The organism is Streptomyces sp. BK340 (genome assembly GCF_007827595.1).
Lineage (GTDB): Bacteria > Actinomycetota > Actinomycetes > Streptomycetales > Streptomycetaceae > Streptomyces.
This window is the reverse complement of record NZ_VISR01000030.1, coordinates 38,558-61,450: the sequence shown is the minus strand read 5'-3', so window position 1 is coordinate 61,450 and position 22,893 is coordinate 38,558. Positions and strand designations below refer to the sequence as shown.

At 72.8% G+C, this 22,893-nt stretch carries 20 protein-coding genes and 1 pseudogene; 11 read left to right on the top strand and 10 right to left on the bottom strand.

Annotation, left to right across the window (positions count from 1 at the left end; translation table 11 throughout):
- Nucleotides 1-120: 120 nt before the first annotated feature.
- On the bottom strand, nucleotides 121-1,758 hold the full coding sequence (locus FB157_RS37995) for an acyl-CoA dehydrogenase family protein (protein ID WP_145885283.1): 1,638 nt from the start codon (nucleotides 1,756-1,758) through the stop codon (nucleotides 121-123).
- Between the two features lie 130 nt (nucleotides 1,759-1,888).
- On the opposite strand from FB157_RS37995, the gene FB157_RS37990 reads away from it, so the two are divergent.
- Nucleotides 1,889-3,073, top strand: coding sequence for a YihY/virulence factor BrkB family protein (locus FB157_RS37990; RefSeq protein ID WP_261386804.1), 1,185 nt, complete (start codon nucleotides 1,889-1,891; stop codon nucleotides 3,071-3,073).
- Between the two features lie 27 nt (nucleotides 3,074-3,100).
- On the opposite strand, the gene FB157_RS37985 is transcribed toward FB157_RS37990, so the two are convergent.
- Nucleotides 3,101-3,946, bottom strand: coding sequence for an NmrA family NAD(P)-binding protein (locus tag FB157_RS37985; RefSeq protein WP_145885282.1), 846 nt, complete (start codon nucleotides 3,944-3,946; stop codon nucleotides 3,101-3,103).
- 35 nt (nucleotides 3,947-3,981) lie between these two features.
- On the opposite strand from FB157_RS37985, the gene FB157_RS37980 reads away from it, so the two are divergent.
- Nucleotides 3,982-4,998: an AraC family transcriptional regulator gene (locus FB157_RS37980; RefSeq protein ID WP_398947925.1), complete on the top strand. Its 1,017-nt coding sequence runs from the start codon at nucleotides 3,982-3,984 to the stop codon at nucleotides 4,996-4,998.
- A gap of 10 nt (nucleotides 4,999-5,008) precedes the next feature.
- A pseudogene (locus FB157_RS37975) lies at nucleotides 5,009-5,689 on the top strand (helix-turn-helix domain-containing protein); the annotation flags it as partial.
- Here the strand turns inward: FB157_RS37975 and FB157_RS37970 are convergent.
- Nucleotides 5,681-6,079: a VOC family protein gene (locus FB157_RS37970; protein ID WP_145885281.1), complete on the bottom strand. Its 399-nt coding sequence runs from the start codon at nucleotides 6,077-6,079 to the stop codon at nucleotides 5,681-5,683. The pseudogene FB157_RS37975 and the gene FB157_RS37970 sit on opposite strands and share 9 nt — an antisense overlap.
- Nucleotides 6,080-6,275: 196 nt before the next feature.
- Between FB157_RS37970 and FB157_RS37965 the strand changes: the two genes are divergently transcribed.
- Nucleotides 6,276-7,271: a hypothetical protein gene (locus FB157_RS37965; RefSeq protein ID WP_261386803.1), complete on the top strand. Its 996-nt coding sequence runs from the start codon at nucleotides 6,276-6,278 to the stop codon at nucleotides 7,269-7,271.
- Nucleotides 7,272-7,452: 181 nt separating this feature from the next.
- On the opposite strand, the gene FB157_RS37960 is transcribed toward FB157_RS37965, so the two are convergent.
- Both FB157_RS37960 and FB157_RS37955 read right to left on the bottom strand, forming a co-directional pair.
- Complete coding sequence (locus tag FB157_RS37960) at nucleotides 7,453-8,025, bottom strand: hypothetical protein (protein ID WP_145885279.1); 573 nt, start codon at nucleotides 8,023-8,025, stop codon at nucleotides 7,453-7,455.
- A gap of 74 nt (nucleotides 8,026-8,099) precedes the next feature.
- Nucleotides 8,100-8,732, bottom strand: coding sequence for a VOC family protein (locus FB157_RS37955; protein WP_145885278.1), 633 nt, complete (start codon nucleotides 8,730-8,732; stop codon nucleotides 8,100-8,102).
- A 400-nt stretch (nucleotides 8,733-9,132) separates the two neighbouring features.
- On the opposite strand from FB157_RS37955, the gene FB157_RS37950 reads away from it, so the two are divergent.
- Entirely contained in the window at nucleotides 9,133-9,996 is an 864-nt protein-coding gene (locus FB157_RS37950) for an oxaloacetate decarboxylase (RefSeq protein WP_145885277.1), read from the top strand.
- Nucleotides 9,993-10,256: a hypothetical protein gene (locus FB157_RS37945; protein ID WP_145885276.1), complete on the top strand. Its 264-nt coding sequence runs from the start codon at nucleotides 9,993-9,995 to the stop codon at nucleotides 10,254-10,256. Before FB157_RS37950 ends, FB157_RS37945 begins: the two co-directional genes overlap by 4 nt.
- Nucleotides 10,257-10,376: 120 nt before the next feature.
- On the opposite strand, the gene FB157_RS37940 is transcribed toward FB157_RS37945, so the two are convergent.
- Entirely contained in the window at nucleotides 10,377-11,225 is an 849-nt protein-coding gene (locus FB157_RS37940; RefSeq protein ID WP_145885275.1) for an SDR family oxidoreductase, read from the bottom strand.
- A 100-nt stretch (nucleotides 11,226-11,325) separates the two neighbouring features.
- Between FB157_RS37940 and FB157_RS37935 the strand changes: the two genes are divergently transcribed.
- Nucleotides 11,326-11,787 (top strand): MarR family winged helix-turn-helix transcriptional regulator, encoded by a 462-nt coding sequence (locus tag FB157_RS37935; protein WP_145885274.1) that lies wholly within the window; start codon nucleotides 11,326-11,328, stop codon nucleotides 11,785-11,787.
- Between the two features lie 50 nt (nucleotides 11,788-11,837).
- Here FB157_RS37935 and FB157_RS37930 read toward each other — a convergent pair whose 3' ends face one another.
- Both FB157_RS37930 and FB157_RS37925 read right to left on the bottom strand, forming a co-directional pair.
- Nucleotides 11,838-12,041: a hypothetical protein gene (locus FB157_RS37930; protein WP_145885273.1), complete on the bottom strand. Its 204-nt coding sequence runs from the start codon at nucleotides 12,039-12,041 to the stop codon at nucleotides 11,838-11,840.
- 30 nt (nucleotides 12,042-12,071) lie between these two features.
- Nucleotides 12,072-13,136 carry a LacI family DNA-binding transcriptional regulator gene (locus FB157_RS37925; protein WP_145885272.1) on the bottom strand — a complete coding sequence of 355 codons (1,065 nt, stop codon included), beginning with the start codon at nucleotides 13,134-13,136 and terminating at the stop codon, nucleotides 12,072-12,074.
- A gap of 355 nt (nucleotides 13,137-13,491) precedes the next feature.
- Between FB157_RS37925 and FB157_RS37920 the strand changes: the two genes are divergently transcribed.
- The gene (locus tag FB157_RS37920) at nucleotides 13,492-15,060 is read left to right on the top strand and encodes a carboxylesterase/lipase family protein (protein ID WP_186581871.1); all 1,569 of its coding nucleotides are present in this window, start codon (nucleotides 13,492-13,494) and stop codon (nucleotides 15,058-15,060) included.
- Between the two features lie 481 nt (nucleotides 15,061-15,541).
- On the opposite strand, the gene mmuM is transcribed toward FB157_RS37920, so the two are convergent.
- Nucleotides 15,542-16,465: a homocysteine S-methyltransferase gene (gene mmuM, locus FB157_RS37910; protein ID WP_145885270.1), complete on the bottom strand. Its 924-nt coding sequence runs from the start codon at nucleotides 16,463-16,465 to the stop codon at nucleotides 15,542-15,544.
- 92 nt (nucleotides 16,466-16,557) lie between these two features.
- On the opposite strand from mmuM, the gene argG reads away from it, so the two are divergent.
- Nucleotides 16,558-18,006, top strand: a complete 1,449-nt coding sequence (argG, locus tag FB157_RS37905) for an argininosuccinate synthase (RefSeq protein ID WP_145885269.1) — start codon at nucleotides 16,558-16,560, stop codon at nucleotides 18,004-18,006.
- Nucleotides 18,007-18,083: 77 nt separating this feature from the next.
- Here argG and FB157_RS37900 read toward each other — a convergent pair whose 3' ends face one another.
- Nucleotides 18,084-20,189 (bottom strand): autotransporter, encoded by a 2,106-nt coding sequence (locus tag FB157_RS37900; protein WP_145885268.1) that lies wholly within the window; start codon nucleotides 20,187-20,189, stop codon nucleotides 18,084-18,086.
- 199 nt (nucleotides 20,190-20,388) lie between these two features.
- Here FB157_RS37900 and FB157_RS37895 point away from each other — a divergent pair, with 199 nt between their 5' ends.
- Both FB157_RS37895 and FB157_RS37890 read left to right on the top strand, forming a co-directional pair.
- Nucleotides 20,389-21,480 carry a family 43 glycosylhydrolase gene (locus tag FB157_RS37895; RefSeq protein WP_145885267.1) on the top strand — a complete coding sequence of 364 codons (1,092 nt, stop codon included), beginning with the start codon at nucleotides 20,389-20,391 and terminating at the stop codon, nucleotides 21,478-21,480.
- Nucleotide 21,481: 1 nt separating this feature from the next.
- On the top strand, nucleotides 21,482-22,891 hold the full coding sequence (locus tag FB157_RS37890) for an RICIN domain-containing protein (protein ID WP_145885266.1): 1,410 nt from the start codon (nucleotides 21,482-21,484) through the stop codon (nucleotides 22,889-22,891).
- The last annotated feature ends 2 nt before the right edge of the window (nucleotides 22,892-22,893 follow it).

Genomic DNA, 22,893 nt, shown 5'->3' with positions numbered 1-22,893 from the left:
CCGGCGCCGCCTTCGTGCGGCGTTTTGTGGCCTTCAACGGGCCCGGTAGGCGGGGGTGGTGCCGTGTCGGCGCAGCACCACCCCCGTGCCGAATTCCCGTGAAGGCGCAGGTCGGCGGGGTCAGAGCAGCGGCCGGGCCCGCTCCACCACCGAGGACAGGTCCAGGCCGGTCGGCAGGGTGCCGAAGGACGCGCCGCGGTCGCCGCCGAGCCGGGAGGCGCAGAACGCGTCGGCGACCTCCGGCGGCGCGTGCCGCACCAGGAGTGAACCCTGGAGCGCCAGTGCGAGGCGCTCGACCAGCCTGCGGGCGCGGCCCTCGATGCCGTCCAGATCGGCGAGTTCGGTGAACAGGTCCTTCACCGCCCGGTCCAGCCGGTGGTCGGCGCCGTGCGCCCTGCCGATCTCGGTGAGGCAGGCGTCCAGCGCGCCCGGCTCGCGCTGCAGCGCCCGCAGCACGTCCAGGGCCTGAACGTTTCCGGCGCCCTCCCAGACGGAGTTCAGCGGCGACTCGCGCACCAGCCGGGGCAGCCCCGACTCCTCGACGTACCCGTTGCCGCCCAGGCACTCGGCGGCCTCCACCGCCAACGGCGCGCAGCGCTTGGTGATCCAGTACTTGGCGGCCGGCACCGCCAGCCGCAGGAAGGCGCGTTCGCGCTCGCTCCCGTCGTCGTAGGCGGCCGCGAGCCGGAGCGTGAGCGCGGTCGCGGCCTCGGACTCCAGCACGAGGTCGGCCAGCACGTTGCGCATCAGCGGCTTGTCGATCAGCTTCCCGCCGAACGCCTCCCGGTGGGCGCAGTGGTGGACGGCCTGCGCCACCGCCTGCCGCATCAGGCCGGCCGAGCCGAGCGCGCAGTCCAGCCGGGTCGCCGCCACCATCTCGATGATGGTGCGTACCCCGCGCCCCTCCTCGCCGACCCGGCGCGCCCAGGTGCCGTCGAACTCGACCTCGGCGGAGGCGTTGGACCGGTTGCCCAGTTTGTCCTTGAGGCGCTGGATGAGGAACACGTTGCGGGTGCCGTCCGCGAGGACGCGCGGGACGAGGAAGCAGGTGATCCCGCCGGGAGCCTGGGCGAGCACCAGGAAGCCGTCGGACATGGGTGCCGAGCAGAACCACTTGTGCCCGGTCAGGACGTACGTCCCTTCCTCGGCGAGCGGCCGGGCCTCGGTGGTGTTCGCCCGTACGTCGCTGCCGCCCTGCTTCTCGGTCATGCCCATGCCGAAGAGGGCGCCGGGCTTCCGCCCGGCGGGCCGCAGTTCACGGTCGTAGATCGTGGACGTCAGCCGCGGCTCCCACTCGGCGGCCAGCGCGGGATCGGCCCGCAGCGCCGGCACGGCCGCGTGGGTCATGGACAGCGGGCAGCAGTTGCCCGCCTCGACCTGGGTCCAGACGAGGAATCCGGCCGCCCTGCGCACATGTCCGGCAGGGCGTGTCCAGGCGCCGGTCAGCCCCGCTCCGACCCCCTTGCCGAGCAGCCGGTGCCAGGCCGGGTGGAACTCGACCTCGTCGACCCGGTGGCCGTACCGGTCGTGCGTGCGCAGCCGCGGCGGATGTTCGTTCGCCTGTACGCCCCACTCCTGCACCTGTGCCGAACCCGAGGCCCGGCCCAGCACGGACAGCTCGTCGCGCACCTCGTCCAGCACCTCGGGATCCGTGTGCCGCTCGACCGCCTCGACGAGGGCCCGGTCGGCGCTGAAGACGTCGTATCCCACCAGCGGAGGGGGCTGGTTCGTCACGGTATGGGTGGAGTTGCCTGCCATGATTGCGAACCTATCCGGGATCACGGCGATACTGGACTCCAGAGTCGCACAGCACCGCCCGCGGGCGCGTCCGGCCCGTCACCTGCCCCGGAAGGTGAGGACGGTCCCGCACGGCGGATACCGTTAGGTCGTGCAGCCAGGAAGTGAAACCCCCCAGCGGCCCCCCGGCCGGCTCCACCGGGCCCGAGTCCTCTACCGGAACGTATCCAAACGCAGGACCGCCTGGCTGCTGCTCAAGGACACCGTCAACTCCTGCATGGAGTACCGCATCCTGGGCCTGGCCGCCGAGGCGGCGTTCTTCACGCTGCTGTCCGTGCCGCCGCTGCTGCTGAGCCTCATCGGCCTCCTCGGCTACGTCGACGCCTGGACCGGCGCCGACACCATCAAGAGCCTGGAGAACAACCTCCTGGAGGCCTCCCGTACGGTCCTGTCCGACAAGGGCGTGAAGGAGATCGCCGAGCCGATCCTGCACGACGTGATGAGGGGCGGCCGGCCCGACGTCATCTCCATCGGTTTCCTGTTCGCCCTGTGGTCGGGCTCCCGCGCGGTGAACGTCTTCATCGACACGATCACCGTCATGTACGGCCTCGACGGCGTCCGCGGCATCGTCAAGACCCGCATGATGTCGTTCCTGCTGTTCATCGTGGCGCTGCTGATCGGCTCGGTCGCGCTGCCGCTGATGGTGGCCGGGCCGGACGCGGTGGTGGGGGTCGTGCCCTGGTCGGAGACGGTCGTCCAGGTCCTGTACTGGCCGGTCGTCATCGTCCTGTCCATCGTCTTCCTGACGACCCTGTACCACGTGTCCGTGCCCGTCCGCTCCCCCTGGATCGAGGACGTACCCGGCTCCCTGGTCGCCCTGGCCATGTGGGTCCTGGGCAGCTTCCTCCTGCGCATCTACCTCACCAGCACCATCGAGGGCGCCACGATCTACGGCTCCCTCGCCGCCTCCGTCGCCGTCCTCCTCTGGATCGGCGTGTCGGCCTTCGCCGTGCTCGTCGGCGCCGCGGTGAACGCCGCCATCGACCGGGTCTGGCCGGCCGCCGCCACGGCCGCGGCCCGCGCCGCCAACGAGCGGCTGATCGAGGCGGAGGTCGTCGAGTACGTCGCCCGCGTCGCCGCCGCCCGCGAGGCGGACCCCGACGACCCCGACATGCCGTCCGAGTTCCCCGAACGCTGGTCCCGCTTCCTCCCTCCGGAGGACGTCACGGCCCGCCTGCGCACCCACGCGAAGAACCCCCACCACCACGCCCACAAGAGCCACGAGGTGAAGGGCGCGAACGGAACGCACGGGAGCACACCGCCACACGGCGAGTGACGGGCGGACCGCCGGCCGGCGCCCGGGTCACGGCTTCCAGGTGCCCGCCGCCGCGGTCTCCCGCACGAAGCCGGCGAAGTCCCGCGGCTCGCGGCCCAGGACCTGGCGTACCCCGTCCGACAGGTGGGCGTTGCGGCCGTCGAGGAGGCTCTCGAAGAGGCCGACCAGGAAGTCCGCCTCCTCGGGCGGCACCCCGAAGCCGGCCAGTCGCCCGCCGTACTCCCGGGCCGGCACCGCCCGGTACGACAGCCGGCGCCCGGTCACCGCCGCGATCTCGGCGACCGCCTCGCCGAAGGTCAGCAGCCGAGGCCCCGAGACCTCCACCACCTCTGCGACGTACCGCTCGCCCGCGGTCAGCGCCGCCACGACCACGTCCGCGATGTCCCTCGCGTCGACGAACGGCTCCCGCACCGACCCGGCCGGGAACACCAGCTCCCCGCACTCCCGCAGCTCCGCCGCCAACGGACCCTCGCTGAAGTTCTGCGCGAACCACGCGGCCCGGACGACCGTCCAGTGCGCCCCCGAGGCCCGCAGCGCGTCCTCCGTGGGCCGTGCCTGCTTCTCGCCCCGCGCCGACAGCAGCACCAGCCGCCGCACCCCCAGACGGACGGCCTCGCGGGCCAGGCGCCCGACCGCCTCCGCCGCGTCCGGCGCCCCCACGTCCGACGGGTACACCAGGTAGGCCGCGTCCGCGCCGGTCAGCACCCGCTCCCACGTCGACCGGTCGTGCCAGTCGAAGCCCCGTGCCCGTGAGGCCGCCCGGACCGTCAGCCCGGCCGCCCGCGCGGCCTCGGCGACCCGGCTGCCCGTACGACCGGACGCGCCGGTCACCACCACCGTCGAACCCTGTGTCCCACTCATGTTCTGCGTCATGTCCGCCAGTCAACTGCCGCCCCGGCCAAGGGACCATCGCCGATCGGCTCACCCGCATACGCGCGCGTCTACGCTGTGCCCATGGACGCTCCCCCACGCTCGAACATGCTCACGCGGGGGACCCCCTCGCAGGCCTGCTGGACGGCCCCCGCGCGCACGGCGCGTTCATGATCCGCGCCTGCCTCGAGCCGCCCTGGGCGGTCCGCGTGGCGGACCGCGCACCGCTGACGGTGATGGTGATGGCGCGCGGCGAGGCCTGGGTCACCCCCGACGGCGGCGAGCAGGTCCGGCTGCGTCCCGGCGACCTGGCCATCGCGCGCGGACCCGACCCGTACACCTGCGCCGACGCCCCCGGCACCGCCCCGCAGGCGCTGATCCTGCCCGGCGGCGAGTGCAGCTACCCCGACGGCAGCCCGCTGAACGGCTCCATGGACCTCGGCGTGCGCACCTGGGGCGACCGCCCGGACGCCCCGACCGTGATGCTGATCGGCACCTACCTGATGCAGGGCGAGATCAGCGGCCGCCTGCTGGACGCCCTGCCCCCGCTGCTGACCCTCCCCGCCGAGGTGTGGCCGTGCCCGCTCACCCCGCTGCTCATGGAGGAGATCGTCCGCGACGAACCCGGCCAGGAGGTGGTCCTGGACCGTCTGCTCGACCTGCTGGTCATCAGCGCGCTGCGGGCCTGGTTCTCCCGCCCCGAGGCGGCCGCGCCCGCCTGGTACCAGGCCCTCGGCGACCCGGTCGTCGGCCGCGCCCTGCGCCTGATCCAGGGCGACCCGGCCCACCCCTGGACGGTGTCCTCGCTCGCCGCCGAGGCCGGGGTGTCCCGCGCGGCCCTGGCCCGCCGCTTCACCGAACTGGTCGGCGAACCCCCGATGGCCCACCTCACCGCCTGGCGTCTCGCCCTGGCCGCCGACCGGCTCCGCGACACCGAGGACACCCTCGCCGCCATCGCCCGCCGGGTCGGCTACGGCAGCGCCTTCGCCCTGTCCAGCGCCTTCAAGCGGGTGTACGGGGTCAGCCCCCAGGAGCACCGCACCCGGGCGGCGTAACCTGGCGTACGTGTACGAGGAGCGGCCGTCCCGGCTGACCGGCGCGGTGGTGTGGCAACGCACCCCGGAGCACCCGGAGGGTGTCCGCCCGGTGCTGCCCGACGGCTGCATGGACCTCCTGTTCAGCGAGGGCCGGCTGCTGGTCGCCGGACCCGACACCCGCCCGTACGTCCCCGGGGGCCGGCCCCGCGCCTGGGCGGGCGTCCGCTTCTTCCCCGGCACCGGGCCCGCCCTGCTCGGCGTTCCGGCCCACGAACTGCGCGACAGGCGCGTCGAGTTGACGGATCTGTGGCCCGCGGCCCGGGTGCGACGGCTGCGTGGCCGCATCGAGGCGGCCCCCGATCCGGCGACGGCCCTGGAGGACGTCGCTCTGGACCGGGCCGCACAGGCGCCGCCCCCCGACCCGCTCCTGCGACGGCTGGTGGAGTGCCTGGACGCGGGCCGCCCGGTGGCGGCGACGGCCGGTGAACTCGGCATCGGTGCGCGCCAGTTGCACCGCCGCTGCCTGACCGCGTTCGGCTACGGACCCAAGACCCTCGCCCGGGTCCTGCGCCTGCAGCGCGCCCTGGCCCTCGCCCGCTCCGGCATCCCGTACGCCGAGACGGCGGCCCGCGCCGGTTATGCGGACCAGCCCCATCTCGCCCGGGACGTACGCCAGTTGGCCGGCCTGCCGCTCGGAGAGCTACTCGGCGGCCAGCGGTGCGAACAGGTCGACGCCGTTGCCGTCGGGGTCGTGCACGGTGGCGTACCGCTGCCCCCAGAACGCGTCCCACGGCTTCAGCTCCCCGTGGTACCCGGCGCCCACCAGGTCCTCGTACACGGCGTCGACCTCGGCCGGTGAGCCGCACCGGAAGGCGAGCCCGACCCGGCCCCCGCCGGCGGGCGGCCGCCACCCGGAGTGGAACGAGCGGACGGTCTCCTCGGTGTCCAGCGCGAGCACCAGCCCACCGGGCAGCTCGGCCTCGACATGCGGCTGGTCCTCGGCCCCTTCGGGGAAGACCAGCCCGAGGCGACGGTAGAACGCGAGCGAGGCGGCCAGGTCGGAGGCCACCACGCCGATCACGGCGAATCGTGGAGTCATGGGTTCACCGTAGGCAGCTGCCCGGTGCCCGGTCTTGAAGGAATCGGACACGGCGGCAGCGGCGGATAAACGGTTGCCCCTGTCTCCCACCGCCGGAATGATCCATCCGTTCGGTTCGATCGTGGGGGAGTGGCTGTTGGCCGACGTGTTCGCGTGTGATCGGTGCGGTACCGAACTCACCGTTCCTGTGTCGAGGGTGGCGCTTCCCGTACGGGCCCGGCACAACTTCGGGCACGAGATGCTCCCCGCGCTGATGGAGTCGGGAACGTACGCCGTCGACCCGGATCCCCGGGGAGGGCCCTGGATTCCCTGGGACGAGGTGGGCGAGGAGGCAGCGGCGGCCCTGGGGGTGTTCGCTCCCGTGTACTCCCTCTTCTCCGGTCCGCCGGGCGCGGTCGTCGTCGCACCGGGTGACGTCCGGGGCACCGTGCTCATCCCGGGCCACGACGGCTACTGCCTGGGCCTGGACGGCAGGGACGGCCCCAACCTGGCCTGCGAGGAGTGCGGCCGGCCGGTGGCGACCAGGCTCGACGACTGCTCGATCTGGCAGGCGGTGTGGCTGAACCCCGCCGCCGTACGCCGCGTTCCGGGCCCCGCTCCCCGGATCACCGACTGGGAGACCGTCGTCGAGGAGGGACGCAGTGCCCCGCCCGTCGAGCAGCCCGGGTACTGGAGCCCGCAGTGGCAGGCGGCCGCCGGTGTGGCCCTGGCCCATCTGCTGGTGGCTTCGGCCGGCGCCCGCGTGGCCCTGCCCCGCGGACTCGTCACGGACATGTTCGGCCGGGCACTCGACGCCCTCCTCCCGCCCGGCCGGCCGGCCCGCACACTGGCCCTGACCGGCCCGGGGCTGCCCGCGTCGGGCGCGTCGGGTGCGGACATCGCCCTCGTCCCGGTGCACCCGCAGACGGGCGGGACATGGCAGCCGCCCGGCAGCCCGGCGACCGTACCGCTGCCCGCCGACGTGTGGCTCGGCCTGGCCTTCCCCGAGGAGCTGCCCCGCCTGCCGGTGACCGGCGGACTGCCCCGCGGCGTCGAGCGCGACGACCCGCTGCCACTGCGCCCGGGATGGACGTTCCGCCCCGACCGCCAGCTGTTCCTGTACACGCTGGCCAGACTGCCCGCCGTACGCGAGCCGTGGCTGCGCGAGCTCTACCTCCACCTGCAGGACCACAGGAACTTCGGCGTGTTCTAGGTCCTGTCGTCAAATTCCCGTCGTCGCCCGAAGGGCGGCCTCGGGGCGTCTGGTGCGTGCTCTCGGCGTGCCGGGCGGAAGTCCTCGTACTGGACGTACTTGGGCTTTCGCCCGGTGCGGCGAGAGTGCGTGCCAGGCGTCGTGGGGCAGACGGGAATTTGACGACAGGGCCTAGCCCGGATCACTCACCGGACGGATCCCGCTGCCGCAGCACCCGACGGGCCGACCGCTCGGCCTGTTCCGCGTGGGACATGATGCGCGCCTGCCTCCGGGGCCACCACGTCAGCTCCACCAGGAAGAACAGCACGAACAGCCACGACACCCAGGCCTGCCGTGCCGATCCGGAGATGGTGTCGGTCAGGGCGAGAGCCACGGCCAGCCCGGCGAAGACCAGAACCACCCAGAGGAGGAGGCGATCGTGCTCCCGTGCAGTCCGCAGGCCGTCGCAGTAGTCGACGACGGCAGGTGCCAGCCGGGGGTCACCGATGTCCTCACCACGACGGGCGGCGCGCACGACCGCCTGCCGGTCCGCGGGATCCAGGTCCCCGGCCCCGGGCCAGACCCGGCTCATCCGCCGGGACACCCTGATCCCGTAGAAAGGGCCGAGCACGAGAACCGCCGCGACCGCACCCACCCATGAGCCCGATTCGGCCAGCACGAAGGCGCCGAAGGAGACGCCGGCCGAAAGTCCGATGATCATCGCCCTGCGAACCGGACCGCCTCGCCACACCCAGCCGGGGAGGACCATCACCACGGCGTCATGCTGGCAGCCGCCGGTGTGGCGGGCAATCACCCCGGGGCCACGACACGCGGGGGCACCCGGGGCCGTCAGCCGAAGGTCACCGGCCCCTTCGGCGTCCCGACGGTGAAGGAGATCATGAACGGCCCCTCGCGAAGGGCGAGTTCGGTGCCCAGCGCCGACAGCAGGGGCCGGAACTCGTCGGGCTCGGGCACCGTCGCGCTCACCTCCACCAGCGGGGTGACGGGCAGTCCGGAGGCCGCCGGGTGCGTCGACTCGCCCCAGTCGATGAGGAACGGCACCAGTCCTGAGGGATGCCCGCTGCCGCTGTCGGTCAGCCGCCACCGCAGCAGGGTGCCGTCGGGGGTACGCCGGCTCATCGGGTGGACGGGCCCGGGGTCGTAGCCCCGCTCACGGGCGGCCGCGATCGCCGTCTCCAGATCGGGCGGGCTGATCGCCCAGGTCACCGTGGCCGGCCCGGCCAGCCGGTCGACCCCGAACGGCCGCAGCTCCACCGGCTCCGGCTGCTCCGGATCCGGCCCGATGATCTCCAGGTAGCTCCGGCCGCCCAGGCCGACCAGATAGTTCCGCGTACCCAGCTCGACGTGCACCCCACCGGGCGCGGGCGTCACCCCGGTCCGCGACGCGAACTCGGCCACGGTCGCGGCGAGATCGGGCGTGGCGAGAACGAGATGGTCCAGCAGCGGAGGAATGGGCTTCATTCCGGGGGAGGGTACGGGACCCACACCCCTGTGCGGAACACCCGCGCCGCGGCTGCAGGGCGCGTGACTCGAGTCCCGCGGGCGTGCACGCGGCCGCGTGCGCCCGGTGCCGCCGTCAGGGGGACGGACGGGCGTTCCGAACGGCCCTCGGGAACCGTCGCCGAGGCCTGTCGGGATCAGGGCTTCCTGACCCACCTGAGCGGCGGTATCGCCTGGGCGGGACGGCTCCGTGAGTGACGTTTCTGCGGTGAACCCGTTCCGCCATTGGGGTGAGTAAAGCTGGCGTATTGGACGGGTCACATGCGTATCTAGAGATGCTCTTGTCTTGGCAAAGGGCGTCGAGACGCGGTGACCCGACCCAACCGGTCCCGCGTCACCCACCCACCGGAGGAGCCGGACCTTGACTTACGGGACAAAGCTGCGCGAGCGGATCGCCGGGCCCGGGACCACACCGCTGATCGGCGTGTACGACATGTACTCCGCCTCGATCGCGGCCAACCACTACGACGGCATGTTCGTCTCGGGCTTCGGCTTCGCGGCGTCGTACTACGGACTGCCGGACATCGGATTCATCGCGTGGCCGGACATGGTCGCGTTCGTCCAGCGCCTGCGGGGCGCGTTCCCGCACCATCACCTGCTCGTGGACATCGACGACGGGTACGTCGACCCCGAGGTCGCCTGCCACGTCGTCGAGGGGCTGGAGCGGATCGGTGCCTCCGGGGTGATCCTGGAGGACCAGAAGCGGCCCCGCCGCTGCGGGCACGCCGACGGCAAGCAGGTGCTGCCGCTGGACGAGTACCTGGAGAAGCTGGACAGGGTTCTGGCCACCCGTCAGGACCTGGTGGTCGTCGCCCGCACGGACGCCACCGACGAGCACGACATCCTGCACCGGGCCGAGCGGCTCGCCGCGACCGACGCCGACGTGGTGCTGGTCGACGGGGTGCGCAGCATCGAGTGGATCAAGCGCATCCGCGAGGTCGCCGGGGACAAGCCGCTGCTGTTCAACCAGATCGCCGGCGGCAAGTCGCCCCGGCTGTCGCTGACCGAGCTGTCCGACCTCGGTGTCGACGTCGCGATCTACAGCACCCCCTGTCTGTTCGCGGCGCACGAGGCGATGGACTCCGCGCTCGGCGAGCTGAAGGCGGCCGACGGACGGTTGCCGCAGGTGGATCCGGCGAGCGGGGTCGGCGTGAAGGCGTCGACCACGCTGTTGGAACGGAACATCGACCCCGAGCGGCTGCAGCCCGAGGGCGTGGGCGTGTGACGGGTGGCGCCGGGCCCCGGCTCGGGGCGGCCACGGTGATCGCGGCGGCGCTCCTCGCCACCGGTGCCGCGCCCGCGGTGGCCGACGGGAGCAGCCTGATCACCGTCATCGACAACTCCCGGGCGGACTCGATCCTGGAGGTCGACCGGACGGCCAACGTGCAGACCGGAAAGGGCACCGCGGGCAGCGACCACGACGGCAGCGCGGTGGACGCCATCCAGGCCCTGCTCGGTGACCTGGACAAGGACGACGAGGACTGAGACGGGCCGAGCGCGAAGGGCCGGGCGCCCCGTGCGGGGGATGCGCGGCCCTTTCTGCGTCGCAGGGCGGGCGCGGCCTCGCGGACGCCCCTCGGGGCGCGCTCGCCGGGTGGGTACGGGTCAGGCGACCCAGCCGTTGGTGATGCCGAGGACCGCGGAGCCGTCCAGGTCGGTGAGTTTGGTGCCGACGAAGCCGCGGGCCCAGTCGGAGGTCTGGAGGCGGAAGGCGGGCTCGTCCGCGGTCAGAGCCTCGATCACCGACTCGGCGGCGCCCTCGGCGGTCTGCGCGCCGTCGAGGAACTGCGCGATCGTGCGGTTCAGGTAGGTGTTCAGCTGGGGCGCGTACACCCCGGCAGCGGCCACGGCCTCTTCCAGGTCGACGCCGACGTTGGCGACGAATTCGGTGGCGACGGCACCGGGTTCGATCACGGTGACGGACACGCCGTGCGCCGCGGCCACCGGGGCCAGGCTCTCCATGTATCCCTCGACGGCGAACTTGGCCGCGCAGTAGGCCTCGTTGAAGGGCTGTCCGACGACGCCGCCGACGCTGGTCACGGTGATCAGCCGGCCGCCGGAGGCGCGCAGGTGGGGCATGGCCGCCTTCGAGACGTTGAGCACGCCGAAGAAGTTGACCTCCATGACCTTGCGGACCTCGGCCACGGACTCGTTCTCCAGGGTGCCGAGGTGCCCGGCGCCCGCGTTGTTGACGACGGCGTCCAGGCGGCCGTGGTCGGCGAGCACGCCGTCGATCGCGGACGTGATCGAGGCCTCGTCGGTGACGTCGAGCCGGCGGATGTCGACCTCCACGCCCGCCTCGGCGGCGGCCTTGCGCAGGGCGTCGGCGCGGCTGGGGTCGCGCAGTGTGGCGACCGTCGTCCAGCCGGCGCGTGCGGCGGAGACGGCGGCGGCGAGGCCGATGCCGGAGGAGGTGCCGGTGATGAGGACGACCTTGGGGGACCGGGAAGACATGGGAGGCCTTTCGGGCAGGGGGAGCTCGGCACATTTGAGTGCGTGTACACACACCATAATGCATTTACGTGCGTGTACACGCAACCGGTAAGCTCACAGCATGCCGAAGAAGAAGATTGCGCAGGCGGAGATGCCGGTGGCGGACCACGCCTTCTACGGGCTCGTCTGGGCCGGGACCGTCCTGACGGACCGCGTGGACCGCGCCCTGAGCAAGGCGCACGATCTTCCGGTCTCCTGGTTCGAGGTCCTGCTCTGGCTGGCCTCCAGCCCCGACCCCGTTCCGGCCTCCGTCCTGGGCAACAGCACCATGCTCAGCCGCAGCCAGGTCTCGCGCGTCGTCGACGCCCTCCAGGGCCGCGGTCTCGTCACCCGTACCCCCTCGGCCCGCGACGCCCGCTCCGTCGAGGTCTCGCTCACACCCGAGGGCCATCGGCTCTTCGATGCGGCCGACGCCACCCGCCGCGAGTGCCTCGCCCCCGTCTTCACGGACCTCCTGGACGAGGGCGACCTGCAGGCGCTCAGCAGGGTGTGGCAGAAGCTCAAGGCCAACAAGGACGCCTAGGGGGTTTCGGCGCCTTCACCGGTCGCCCGCGACCGCGGAAGACGTCGGGCTCACTCATTCAGGTCCGGGCGGCCGTTCTCGTCGAGTTCGACGCCCTCCTCGGGGTCGTGTTCGTCGTCGCCCGGCGCGGTCACGGCGGTGCGGTGCTGGGCGGGGGCGAGGGTGCGGCCGACGGCCTGGGCGGAGCCGTAGGCGGTGACCAGGGCGACGCCGGCCGCGGCGAGGGCCGCCGCGGTGCGCGTGGTGCGATTCATGCCCGGTAAACACCCCTGGGTCCGGCGCGGTCACCGCGGTGCGCCCGAACGGGCGGCGGGCGGTGCGGCCGTACTCGCCCGCCGCACCAACCGGGTCGACAGTTCCGTCCGTGTCCCCTCCGGGCGCTCGCCCTGCATCATCCGCACCAGCAGCCGCAGCGCGGTGGCCGCCATCTCCGCGAGGGGCTGGCGGACCGTGGTGAGCGCCGGGGTGGCCCAGCGGGCCTCGGGCAGGTCGTCGAAACCGACCACGCTGACGTCGTCCGGCACCCTCAGCCCCCGCTCGGCCAGGGCGGTGTACACGCCGAGCGCCATCCGGTCGGAGCACACGAACACCGCCGTCGGCGGCTGTGGAAGGTCCAGCAGCTCGTGCATGCGCAGCCGGGCGGCCGGCTCCTCGAACCCGGCGTGCCGCACGTACTCGGCGCGCTGCCGCACCCCGGCCGAGGCGAGGGCCGAGCGGTAGCCCGCCACGCGGGCGCTGTCGCGCATCTCGCGCCGCGGACCGGCGATGACGGCGATCCGCTCGTGCCCGAGGGCCAGCAGATGCTCGGTCGCGCTCACTCCGCCCTGCCGGTCGGCGGCCCCCACGGACGCCACCCCGGCCGGCGGTTCGTGCACGGGGTCGATCATCACGAACGGGATGCGGTGGTGGTCCAGCCGGGCGTACTGGGCCGGCGACAGCTCGGCCAGGTTGAACAGCGCGCCCGAGGAACCACGCGCGGTCAGCCTGTCCAGCCAGCCGTGCCCGGGGCGGTCGCGCCGGCCACGGTCCAGGCCCGCCGAGACCACCAGCTCGAGGCCCGCCTCGTACGCGGCCTCCTCCACTCCGTGCAGTACGGCACCCGACCGGGAGCTGTCGAGCGAATGCACCACCAGGTCCACCAGGGCGGGCGTCCTCGTCGCGTCGAAACGGGGTCTGCGCACGTACCCGAGCCGGTCGAGCGCCTCGGTGACCCGCCTCCGGGTCTCGGGAGCGACGTCGTCGCGTCCATTGACGACCTTCGAAGCCGTCGGCACCGACACCCCGGCCGCACGGGCGACCACCGCCAGCGTCGGCCCGGCCGCCGCGCTCGCACTCCCCGCACGGACCATGAGGAACCCGCCTCTCCGACCCGCCCCGGGTCACCGAACGTTGCGACCAACGCTGCTTCCGCGGCCTGCCCGTCGGGCGTGCAGAAAGCGCTTCCTACGATAGGTGTGCGTCAACTCGGCGTGAAGACATGGGAATTCGCGGGATGGCGGGCGGGGGGACTTTCGAAACTTCGAACCGGGTGGGGTGGTTGTGGCGCGGTGGACACGACCGGCCCGGCTTCGGCACCCTCACCTACGCCACATGCGCCGACGTAGCCCGAACGGCCCAGTGCGGGGTCTGTGCACCGGAATACATCCCGGTGATGTGGTGCTCTGAAGTGAACGGTGCAGGAGCACGGCGAAGGGCTGGTGGGCGATGACGGCAGACCCGACGGGCCCGGTGGTCGCCACGCCCCACGGGGCCGTACGCGGCCGGTACGAGCATGGCGTCGCGGTGTTCCGGGGCATCCCGTACGCCGCCCCGCCCTTCGGCCCCCGGCGGTTCCGCCCGCCCGCGCCGCCCGAGCCCTGGGACGGGACACGCGACGCGGGAACCTTCGGGCCGACGGCGCCGAAACCCCCGTACTCCGAGGCCTTCGCCCAGTACCTGTCGGACCCCGTCGTCCCCGGCGACGACTGCCTCAACCTCAACGTGTGGACCCCCGAGCCGGGCCCCGGCGCCCGGCTCCCGGTCCTGGTCTGGCTGCACGGCGGCGCCCTGACCAGGGGATCCTCGGCCGTTCCCGTCTACGACGGCCGCGCCTTCGCCCGCGACGGAGTCGTCTGTGTCTCGGTCAACTACCGGCTGGGAGTCGAGGGCTACGGGCTGTTCCCGGACGCGCCGCCCAACCCCGGCCTGCGCGACCAGCTGGCCGCCCTGCGCTGGGTGCACGAGAGCATCGCGGCCTTCGGCGGCGACCCGGGCAACGTGACCCTCTGCGGGCAGTCGGCCGGCGCCATCAGCGCCGGAGCCCTGGTCGCCGCACCCCAGGCCCAGGGCCTGATACGCCGGGCGGTCCTGCAGAGCGGGTCGCCGGAGGTCTCCGAACGCGGCAAGGTACGGCGCATGGTGCGCCGCATGGCCGCCCGGCTGAAGATCCCCGCCACCGCCGAGGCCTTCGCCACCGTCGACCGTGACCTGCTGCTGCGCACCCAGGCCGAGGTGGGGCGGCTGAGCAGCCCCGTCCTGGGTGGCCCCGCCTTCGGCATCGTGGTCGACGGCGACCTAGTGCCCGGCGATCCGCTCCAGGCCCTCATCGACGGCGAGGCCGCCCGGGGCGTCGACCTCCTCATGGGCTGGACCCGGGACGAGTACCGGCTGTGGCTGGTGCCCGGCGGACTCCTGGAGCGCGTCGACCGGCTCGGCCCGGTCGCCCTGGCCGGCGCCATGGCCCGCTGCCGCGTCGGCCACGAGGTCCCGCGCGGCTACCGCGTCCTGCACCCCGGCGCCGGCACCGCCGAGATCGTCGGTCAGATGGTCACCGACCACCTGCTGCGCGTCCCGCTGCACCGGCTGGCCGACGCCCGTCCGGGCACCTCGTACCTCTACGAGTTCGCCTGGCCGTCCCGCCTCCCCGGCCTCGCCGCCTGCCACGCCCTGGAACTCGGGTTCGTCTTCGACACCGGTGACGTCCCGGAGTCCGCCAAACTGGCCGGCGAGGGAGCCCCGCCGCAGCTGAGCACCGCGATGCACGCGGCCTGGGTGCGGTTCGCCGCGACCGGTGATCCGGGCTGGCAGCCCTGGGACGCCTCCCATCCGGTACGGATCTTCGACGAAGGTGTCCCGCGCACCGCGTACGGCCCCCGGGACCCGGAACTCGCCCTCTGGGCGGCCGCCCCCACGGTCCCGGAACCGGCCTCCGCCTCCGACGCCCGGGTCACCGGAGCCGAACTCGCCTCAGCGGTGAGGCGGTTGCGTCACTCGGTGGGGGCGCGGCGCCGCTGAGCGGTACGCGGCCGTCCTCGCCTACCGGGTCGGACCGATGTCCGGGGCCGCCCGGAGCAGGGTTCCGTCCACGGCCGACTCGCGTTCGGCCACCGCCCGGAAGCTGTGCGGCGGGCGGCCGGTGACGCGCTGGACGGTGTCGGTGGTGCGGTCCTCGGCCCCCTGCGCGATGGCGCGGCCGCTGTCGCCTGGTCGCTGCGGAACCGGCCGCGGCGGAGCGGTGCTTCCGCACGGCCGTCGCCGCCGGGAACCGCCATGCCGCGTTCGAAGCGGCCCGTATGCGGCTGGTGCCCGGACGCGACGTGCGCGGTACCGCCGCGGCGGCGGGACGGGCGGCCGAGAAGGGCGACTTCTTCGCCCTGGGGTCATGGCCCGGCTCGTGACGGAGGCCGATCCGGCGGAGGCGGAGCGCATGGCCCGGGCGGGTCCTGGCGGGGCCCGGCGCCGAGGCTGCCCCCGCGCAGGCGGCGGCCCGCTCGCCCTACGCGGTGAGCGCTCCGGCGATCCCCGCGATCGCCTCCGGACCCACCCGGCAGCATCCTCCGACCAGCCGGGCCCCCGCGTCCCGCCAGCCCTTCACCTGTTCGGTGCCGAACGTGGTCCGCCCCTTCCAGGCGCGCGCCTGAGCGTCCCAGGCCTCCCCGCTGTTGGGGTAGACGACGACCGGCTTGCCGGTGACCCGGGCCGCGGTCTCGACGGCGTACTCCACATCCTCCGGGGCGCAGCAGTTCACGCCGACCGCGATCACCTCGTCGACGTCGGCGGCCAGGGCGAAGGCCTCTTCCAGCGGCTGCCCGGCCCGGGTGCGCGGACCGTCGACGGTGTACGACAGCCAGGCCGGCACCCCGAGTCCGCGCAGCGCCCGCAGCAATGCCGTCGCCTCGTCGGTGTCCGGGACCGTCTCCAGTGCCAGCACGTCCGGAGCGGCGGCGGCCAGCACTTCCAGGCGCGGCCGGTGGAAGGCCGCCAGCTCGTCCACGCTCAGCCCGTACCGCCCCCGGTACTCGGAGCCGTCCGCGAGCATCGCCCCGTACGGGCCGGCCGACGCGGCCACCCACAGCGGCCGTGCGACCCCGGCGCCCCGGGCCCGCCGTACCGCCTCCCGGGCCAGTTCCACGCTCAGCCCGAGCAGCCGGGACGCCTCCGCGTGGTCGATCCCGCGCTTGGCGAAGCCCTCGAAGGTGGCCTGGTAGCTGGCGGTGATCGCCACGTTCGCGCCCGCGGCGAAGTAGGCGAGGTGCGCCTCCGTGACCGCCTCGGGCCGCTCGACCAGCAGACGGGCCGACCACAGCTCGTCGCTCAGGTCGTGCCCCGCGGACGCGAGCTGGTTGGACATGCCGCCGTCGAGCACGACCGTCCCGGCGGCGAGGGCTTCGGCGAGGCTGGAGGAGATGTTGCTGCTCATGACACGACGCTAGTCGATGGGGTCACGGGACCCGGATCGCGTCCTGAGCTGCAGGCGTTGCATGAAAATGCGCGGTGATGCATAATCTTGCTATGTCCAAGGTCCTGACCTCCCTCCCCACCGGCGAGCGCGTCGGTATCGCCTTCTCCGGCGGCCTCGACACCTCGGTCGCCGTCGCCTGGATGCGCGACAAGGGTGCCGTCCCGTGCACCTACACCGCCGACATCGGCCAGTACGACGAACTCGACATCGAGTCGGTGCCCGGCCGCGCCTTCGCGTACGGAGCCGAGATCGCCCGGCTCGTGGACTGCCGTGCGGCGCTGGTCGAGGAAGGGCTCGCGGCGCTCGCCTGCGGCGCGTTCCACATCCGGTCGGGCGGGCGCCCGTACTTCAACACCACGCCGCTGGGCCGTGCCGTGACGGGCACGCTGCTGGTGCGGGCGATGCTCGAGGACGGGGTGCAGATCTGGGGCGACGGCTCCACCTTCAAGGGCAACGACATCGAGCGGTTCTACCGCTACGGGCTGCTCGCCAACCCGCACCTGCGGATCTACAAGCCCTGGCTGGACGCGGACTTCGTCACGGAGCTGGGCGGCCGCAAGGAGATGTCGGAGTGGCTGCTCGCGCACGGGCTGCCGTACCGGGACTCGACGGAGAAGGCGTACTCCACGGACGCCAACATCTGGGGCGCCACGCACGAGGCCAAGACCCTGGAGCACCTCGACACCGGCATCGAGACCGTCGACCCGATCATGGGCGTACGGTTCTGGGACCCGTCGGTGGAGATCGCCACGGAGGACGTGACGGTCGGATTCGACCAGGGCCGCCCGGTCACCATCAACGGCAAGGAGTTCGCCTCCCCGGTCGACCTCGTCATGGAGGCCAACGCGATCGGCGGCCGGCACGGGCTCGGCATGTCCGACCAGATCGAGAACCGGATCATCGAGGCGAAGAGCCGCGGCATCTACGAGGCGCCCGGCATGGCGCTGCTGCACATCGTCTACGAGCGACTGGTCAACGCGATCCACAACGAGGACACCGTCGCCGCGTACCACAACGAGGGCCGGCGGCTGGGCCGGCTGCTCTACGAGGGCCGCTGGCTGGACCCGCAGGCGCTGATGGTGCGCGAGTCGCTGCAGCGCTGGGTCGGCGCGGCGATCACCGGCGAGGTGACCCTGCGGCTGCGGCGCGGCGAGGACTACTCGGTCCTCGACACCCGGGGCCCGGCGCTCAGCTACCACCCGGACAAGCTCTCCATGGAGCGGACCGAGGACTCGGCGTTCGGCCCGGTGGACCGGATCGGCCAGCTCACCATGCGGAACCTGGACATCGCCGACTCGCGCGCGCGGCTGGAGCAGTACGCGACCCTGGGCCTGGTCGGCACCGACCACCCGGCCCCGATCGGCGCGGCCCAGGCGGCCTCGACCGGTCTGATCGGCGCCATGGACCAGGGCGGCGCCGAGGCGATCGCCTCGCGCGGCGAGGCCGCGGACGAGGAGACGATGCTCGACCGCGCCGCGATGGAGTCCGGCACGGACTGAGCCCGCGGGCACATACGCGCTCGGACGGCGGGCCCCGGCGGATCTCGGTCCGCCGGGGCCCGCCGCCGTACGCCCCCCTACCCCTGTGCCGAGTGCCGGCCGCCACCGCGCCGGCCCCTGCCCCGGGTGCGCAGGGTCGCCGGGAACACCAGGCCGCCGAGCAGGCCGAGCGCGAGGACGTACGGCCACCAGCCGAAGCGGCCGGCCGCGGTGTTCGCGGTCCGGGGGCTCACGGCACCCGCGTCGGCGGCGGGCTCGGCGTGGACGCCGGAGGCGAGGCCGCGGCCGGTCGCGGTCAGCACGACGTCGTTGCCGTCGCCGCCGTTGTAACCGATCCGGTAGTGCGTGTCGGCGAGTTCGAGCCGGGCGCCGTCCGGCAGGCCGCCGAAGGCACCCGTGGTCCGGGAGCGGCCGCCGTGCTCGATGACGGTGATCTCGGGCGCCGGATGAGCGCCGACGGCGGACAGGTCGAAGGACCCGGCGAGCCGCAGTCTGCCCGCCACCTTCAACGGCCGCTCCCGCAGCATCAGTTCGCCCCGCGCGTGCTGCGTGTAGTCCCCGGTCACCGTCAGACCGCTCGCCACCAGGCCGTCGTTCGTCACGGCGCCCTGCACCGTGCCCGTGCCGGTGAGTGACGTGGTCACCCGCAGCCCGGAGGCGCCCGCGTCGAGCAGTGCGCCCGCCGACGTGAGTCTGATCGCCCTGCTGCGCAGCAGAGTCGCCCCGGAACGCAGGGCCAGCGTGCCCTGCGCGACGGTCGTCGTCCCGGTGTACGTCACCGCGTCTCCCGTGAGCATGGTCGTCGCGGCGCCCGACTGGACCAGCGCGCCGCCTCCGCCGACGTGGGTCAGCCGCACAGGGGTCGAGACGTTCCGCAGGTACAGCGTCCCGTCGTTCACGATCCGCCGGCGCACCGTCCCCGTCAGCAGGGAGCCGTCGCCGCCCCGTGCGCCCGAGCCCAGCCGCAGCACCGCGCCCTTCCCGACGGTCGTCGAGGCGTCGTAGTACTGCGCGGCCGCGAAGGTCACGTCGTTCCCGTGCGTCCCCGCGATCACCACGTCGCCGGCACCGGGCGCGGCCAGCGTGTCGTGGTACCTGCCGCCGCCGATGGGGGCGCCCAGCGTCACCGGACCGTCGTAGTCGAGGGTCAGCCGGGACCGTCGGCCACCGACGGCGTGCAGATTGACGTACACGGTGTCCCGCGTGCCCGGCATGAAGATCCGGTGCGTGGTCCCGTCGCCCCACTGCACGTCGGCACCCTCGATGTTCGTGCCCCGCTTGTTCGACCGGTGCGGAGCGGACCGCCAGTTCAGGGACGCAGTGCTCAGCGAGGGGCGGGAGTCGCCGCCCCGGTCGCTGTAGCTGTACTGCCCGGTGAGCACCACCTTGCTGCCCGGCCGGGTGTGCACGTCGATGTCGCTGCCGTACTCCCGCTGGTAGAAGTCCTGCCGCAGGGTGATCGTCCGGCCGAGCGGGGTGTCGATGATCCACGAGCCCCGGTTGAGGATCGCGCGGGCACGGGGCAGCGCCACCGGGTACCCGGGTCGGCCCGCGGCCGTCCTGGTGCCGTTGTCGACGACCCCGGAGAAGGGGTGGGTACCGGCGAGGTCGAGGGTGCCCCGCAGGCGGCGGGGCTGGGTGACCAGGCCCGAGCCGCTGATGGTGCCGATGTTGAAGGTGCGGGTCAGGGACAGGCGGAGAGTGCCGTCGACCCGGACGTTGAGCTGGTTCAACCGGTAGCCGGGGGTGTCGTACGGGAAGTGGCCGATCAAGCCGGTCGCGCCGCCGGTGCCGTACTGCAGGGTGGCTCCGCGTTCGACCGTGATCGCGGGCGGGTCAGGGTTGGTCACGGTGGTGAACGGGTGGTTGCCGCCCTGCGTGCGCACGACCTGCCGCTGCCGGGACTCGGGCAGGGTGAAGTCGCTGTCCCTGGTGAGGATCAGCGTGCCGGTGCCGCGCACGGTGAGCGTGCCCCGGCCGCGGAAGACACCGGTGTACGTGGTCGTCCCGGACGGGGCGGTGACGACCGCCGCCGAGGTGAGAGTGACGTCCCGCCCGGCGAGGACGTCGGCGGTGACGTCCCGGGTGCCGGCCGCGACGGATGGCGAGGGGGCGCCGATCGTGAGGGCGACGGCCGCGAGGGCGCCTGCGGCCGCTGCTGTTCTGTGGGTGTGGGTGCGCACGTCTGGGAGACGCGAGAACCCGGGGGCGGATAACAGAAATTCGCACACTCGCGGAAATCGCTTACCCCTCCGTCCGACCGGACCGTTGACCTCCTGGTTGCTCACCCTTACCTTTTCGGCGTTCGGAATTACAGATGACGTTCGGAATATCGAACTTGCTCGAACTCCTCCCCGCTCGCCCCACCGAGAGGCAGCCCGCATGAGCCGCGACCCCCGCCCTGCCCACCTCCCCACCCGCCGCCTGCTGTTGAAGGGCGCCGCGGCCGCCGGCGCCCTGGCGGCCACCACTGCCACGTCTGCGACCCCCGCACTCGCGTCCCCGCTCGCCTCCCACGAGGCAGCCCCGTTCGTGAACCCCCTCGTCCTCCAGCGCGCCGATCCCCACATCACCCGCCACACCGACGGCCGGTACTACTTCACCGCGACCGTCCCCGAGTACGACCGCATCGTCCTGCGCCGCTCCCGCACCCTGAACGGGCTGGCCACCGCAGCCGAGTCGGTCATCTGGCGGGCGCACGCCACCGGTCCGATGGGTGCACACATCTGGGCGCCGGAACTGCACCGGATCGGCGGCAAGTGGTACATCTACTTCGCCTCCGCGCCCGCCGAGGACGTGTGGGCGATCCGCATCTGGGTGCTGGAGAACGCCGACCCCGACCCCTTCCGGGGAACCTGGGTGGAGCGGGGGCAGGTCAGAACGGCCTGGGAGACCTTCTCCCTGGACGCCACCACCTTCGAGCACCGCGGCACCCGCTACCTCGTCTGGGCCCAGCACGAGCCCGGCATGGACAACAACACCGCGCTGTGGATATCCGGGATGGCCAACCCCTGGACGCTGGCTGGACCACAAGTCAGGCTTTCCACACCGGAGTTCGACTGGGAGTGCGTCGGCTACAAGGTCAACGAGGGCCCGTACGCCCTCCAGCGCCACGGCCGCGTCTTCCTCACCTACTCGGCGAGCGCCACCGACCACCACTACTGCATGGGCCTGCTCACCGCCGACGCCGACAGCGACCTCATGGACGCGGCCAGCTGGTCGAAGTCCCCGACCCCGGTCTTCACCAGCAACGACACGACGAAGCAGTACGGGCCGGGCCACAACTGCTTCACCGTCGCCGAGGACGGGCACAGCGACGTCCTCGTCTACCACGCCCGCCAGTACAAGGAGATCACCGGCGACCCGCTGCACGACCCCAACCGCCACACCCGGATACAGCGGCTCGGCTGGAAGCCGGACGGCACCCCGGACTTCGGCGTCCCCGTCGCCGACACCGTGAAGGAGAGTGCCTGAGATGAGACGCGCGTACGCCCTCCTGCTCGCCCTGTGCTGCGCCCTCGCCGCCACCCCGGCGACCGCCGGGCCCGCCCAGGCGGCGCCGCAGACGATCACCAACGGCACCCGGTTCACGGACACTTCCGGCAACCCGTTGCACGCTCACGGCGGCGGGGTCATCAAGGTCGGCTCCTTCTACTACTGGTTCGGCGAGGACCGCAACGCCGACAACACCTTCCGCTACGTGGACGCCTACCGCTCCACCGACCTGAAGAGCTGGGAGTTCCGCGGCCACGTCCTGTCCCAGTCCTCCGCCACGGAGCTGGCCACCGCCTACATCGAGCGCCCCAAGGTCATCTACAACGCGTCCACCGGCAAGTTCGTCATGTGGATGCACAAGGAGAACGGCGTCGACTACAGCGAGGCCCGTGCCGCCGTCGCCGTCTCCGACACCGTCGACGGCACCTACACCTACCAGGGCAGTCTCCGCCCGCTCGGCCAGTACATGTCCCGCGACCTGACCACCTACGTCGACAGCGACGGCACCGCCTACCTGGTCTCGGCCGCCAACAACAACTACGACCTGAACATCTACCGGCTGACCGCCGACTACACCGGCATCGAGAGCCTGCTCGCCGATCCCTGGCCCGGCGGCCACCGTGAGGCACCGGCGCTGTTCAGGCGGAACGGCGTGTACTTCATGCTGACGTCGGGCGCCACCGGCTGGAACCCCAACCAGCAGCAGTACGCCACCGCCACCTCCCTGACCGGCCCCTGGACCGCGTGGGCGAACGTGGGCGACTCCACCGCCTACGGCTCCCAGACCGCGTACGTCCTGCCCGTGCAGGGCAGTTCGGGCACGGCGTACCTGTACATGGGAGACCGCTGGGGCAACTCCTTCGGCGGCACGGTCAACGACTCCCGGTACGTGTGGCTGCCGCTCGTCTTCCCGGCCTCCACCTCGATGTCCCTGTCCTGGTCCCCGGAGGTCACGGCCGACACCGCCACCGGCACGGTCACCGGCACCAGCGCCACGTACAACACCCTTGTCGCCAGGCACAGTTCCAAGTGCGCCGACGTGCCGGGCCAGTCCCTCTGGCAGGGGGCCGCCATCAGTCAGTACACCTGCAACGGCGGCGCCAACCAGAAGTGGTGGTTCAAGGACCTGGGCAACGGCTACTACGAGCTGCCGGGCCGCGGCAGCTCCCTGTGCCTGCAGGAGAACGCCTCCGACGTCACCCAGGAGGACTGCACCGGCGCGACCGCCCAGCAGTGGTCGATCGTGACCTCCGGCTCCCACGTGAACATCAAGGCCCGCGCGAGCGGCAAGTGCCTGGACGTGTCGGGGGCGTCCACCGCCAACTCTGCGGCGGTCATCACGTACGCCTGTAACGGGGGGACGAACCAGCAGTGGACACGCAGTAGTTGACC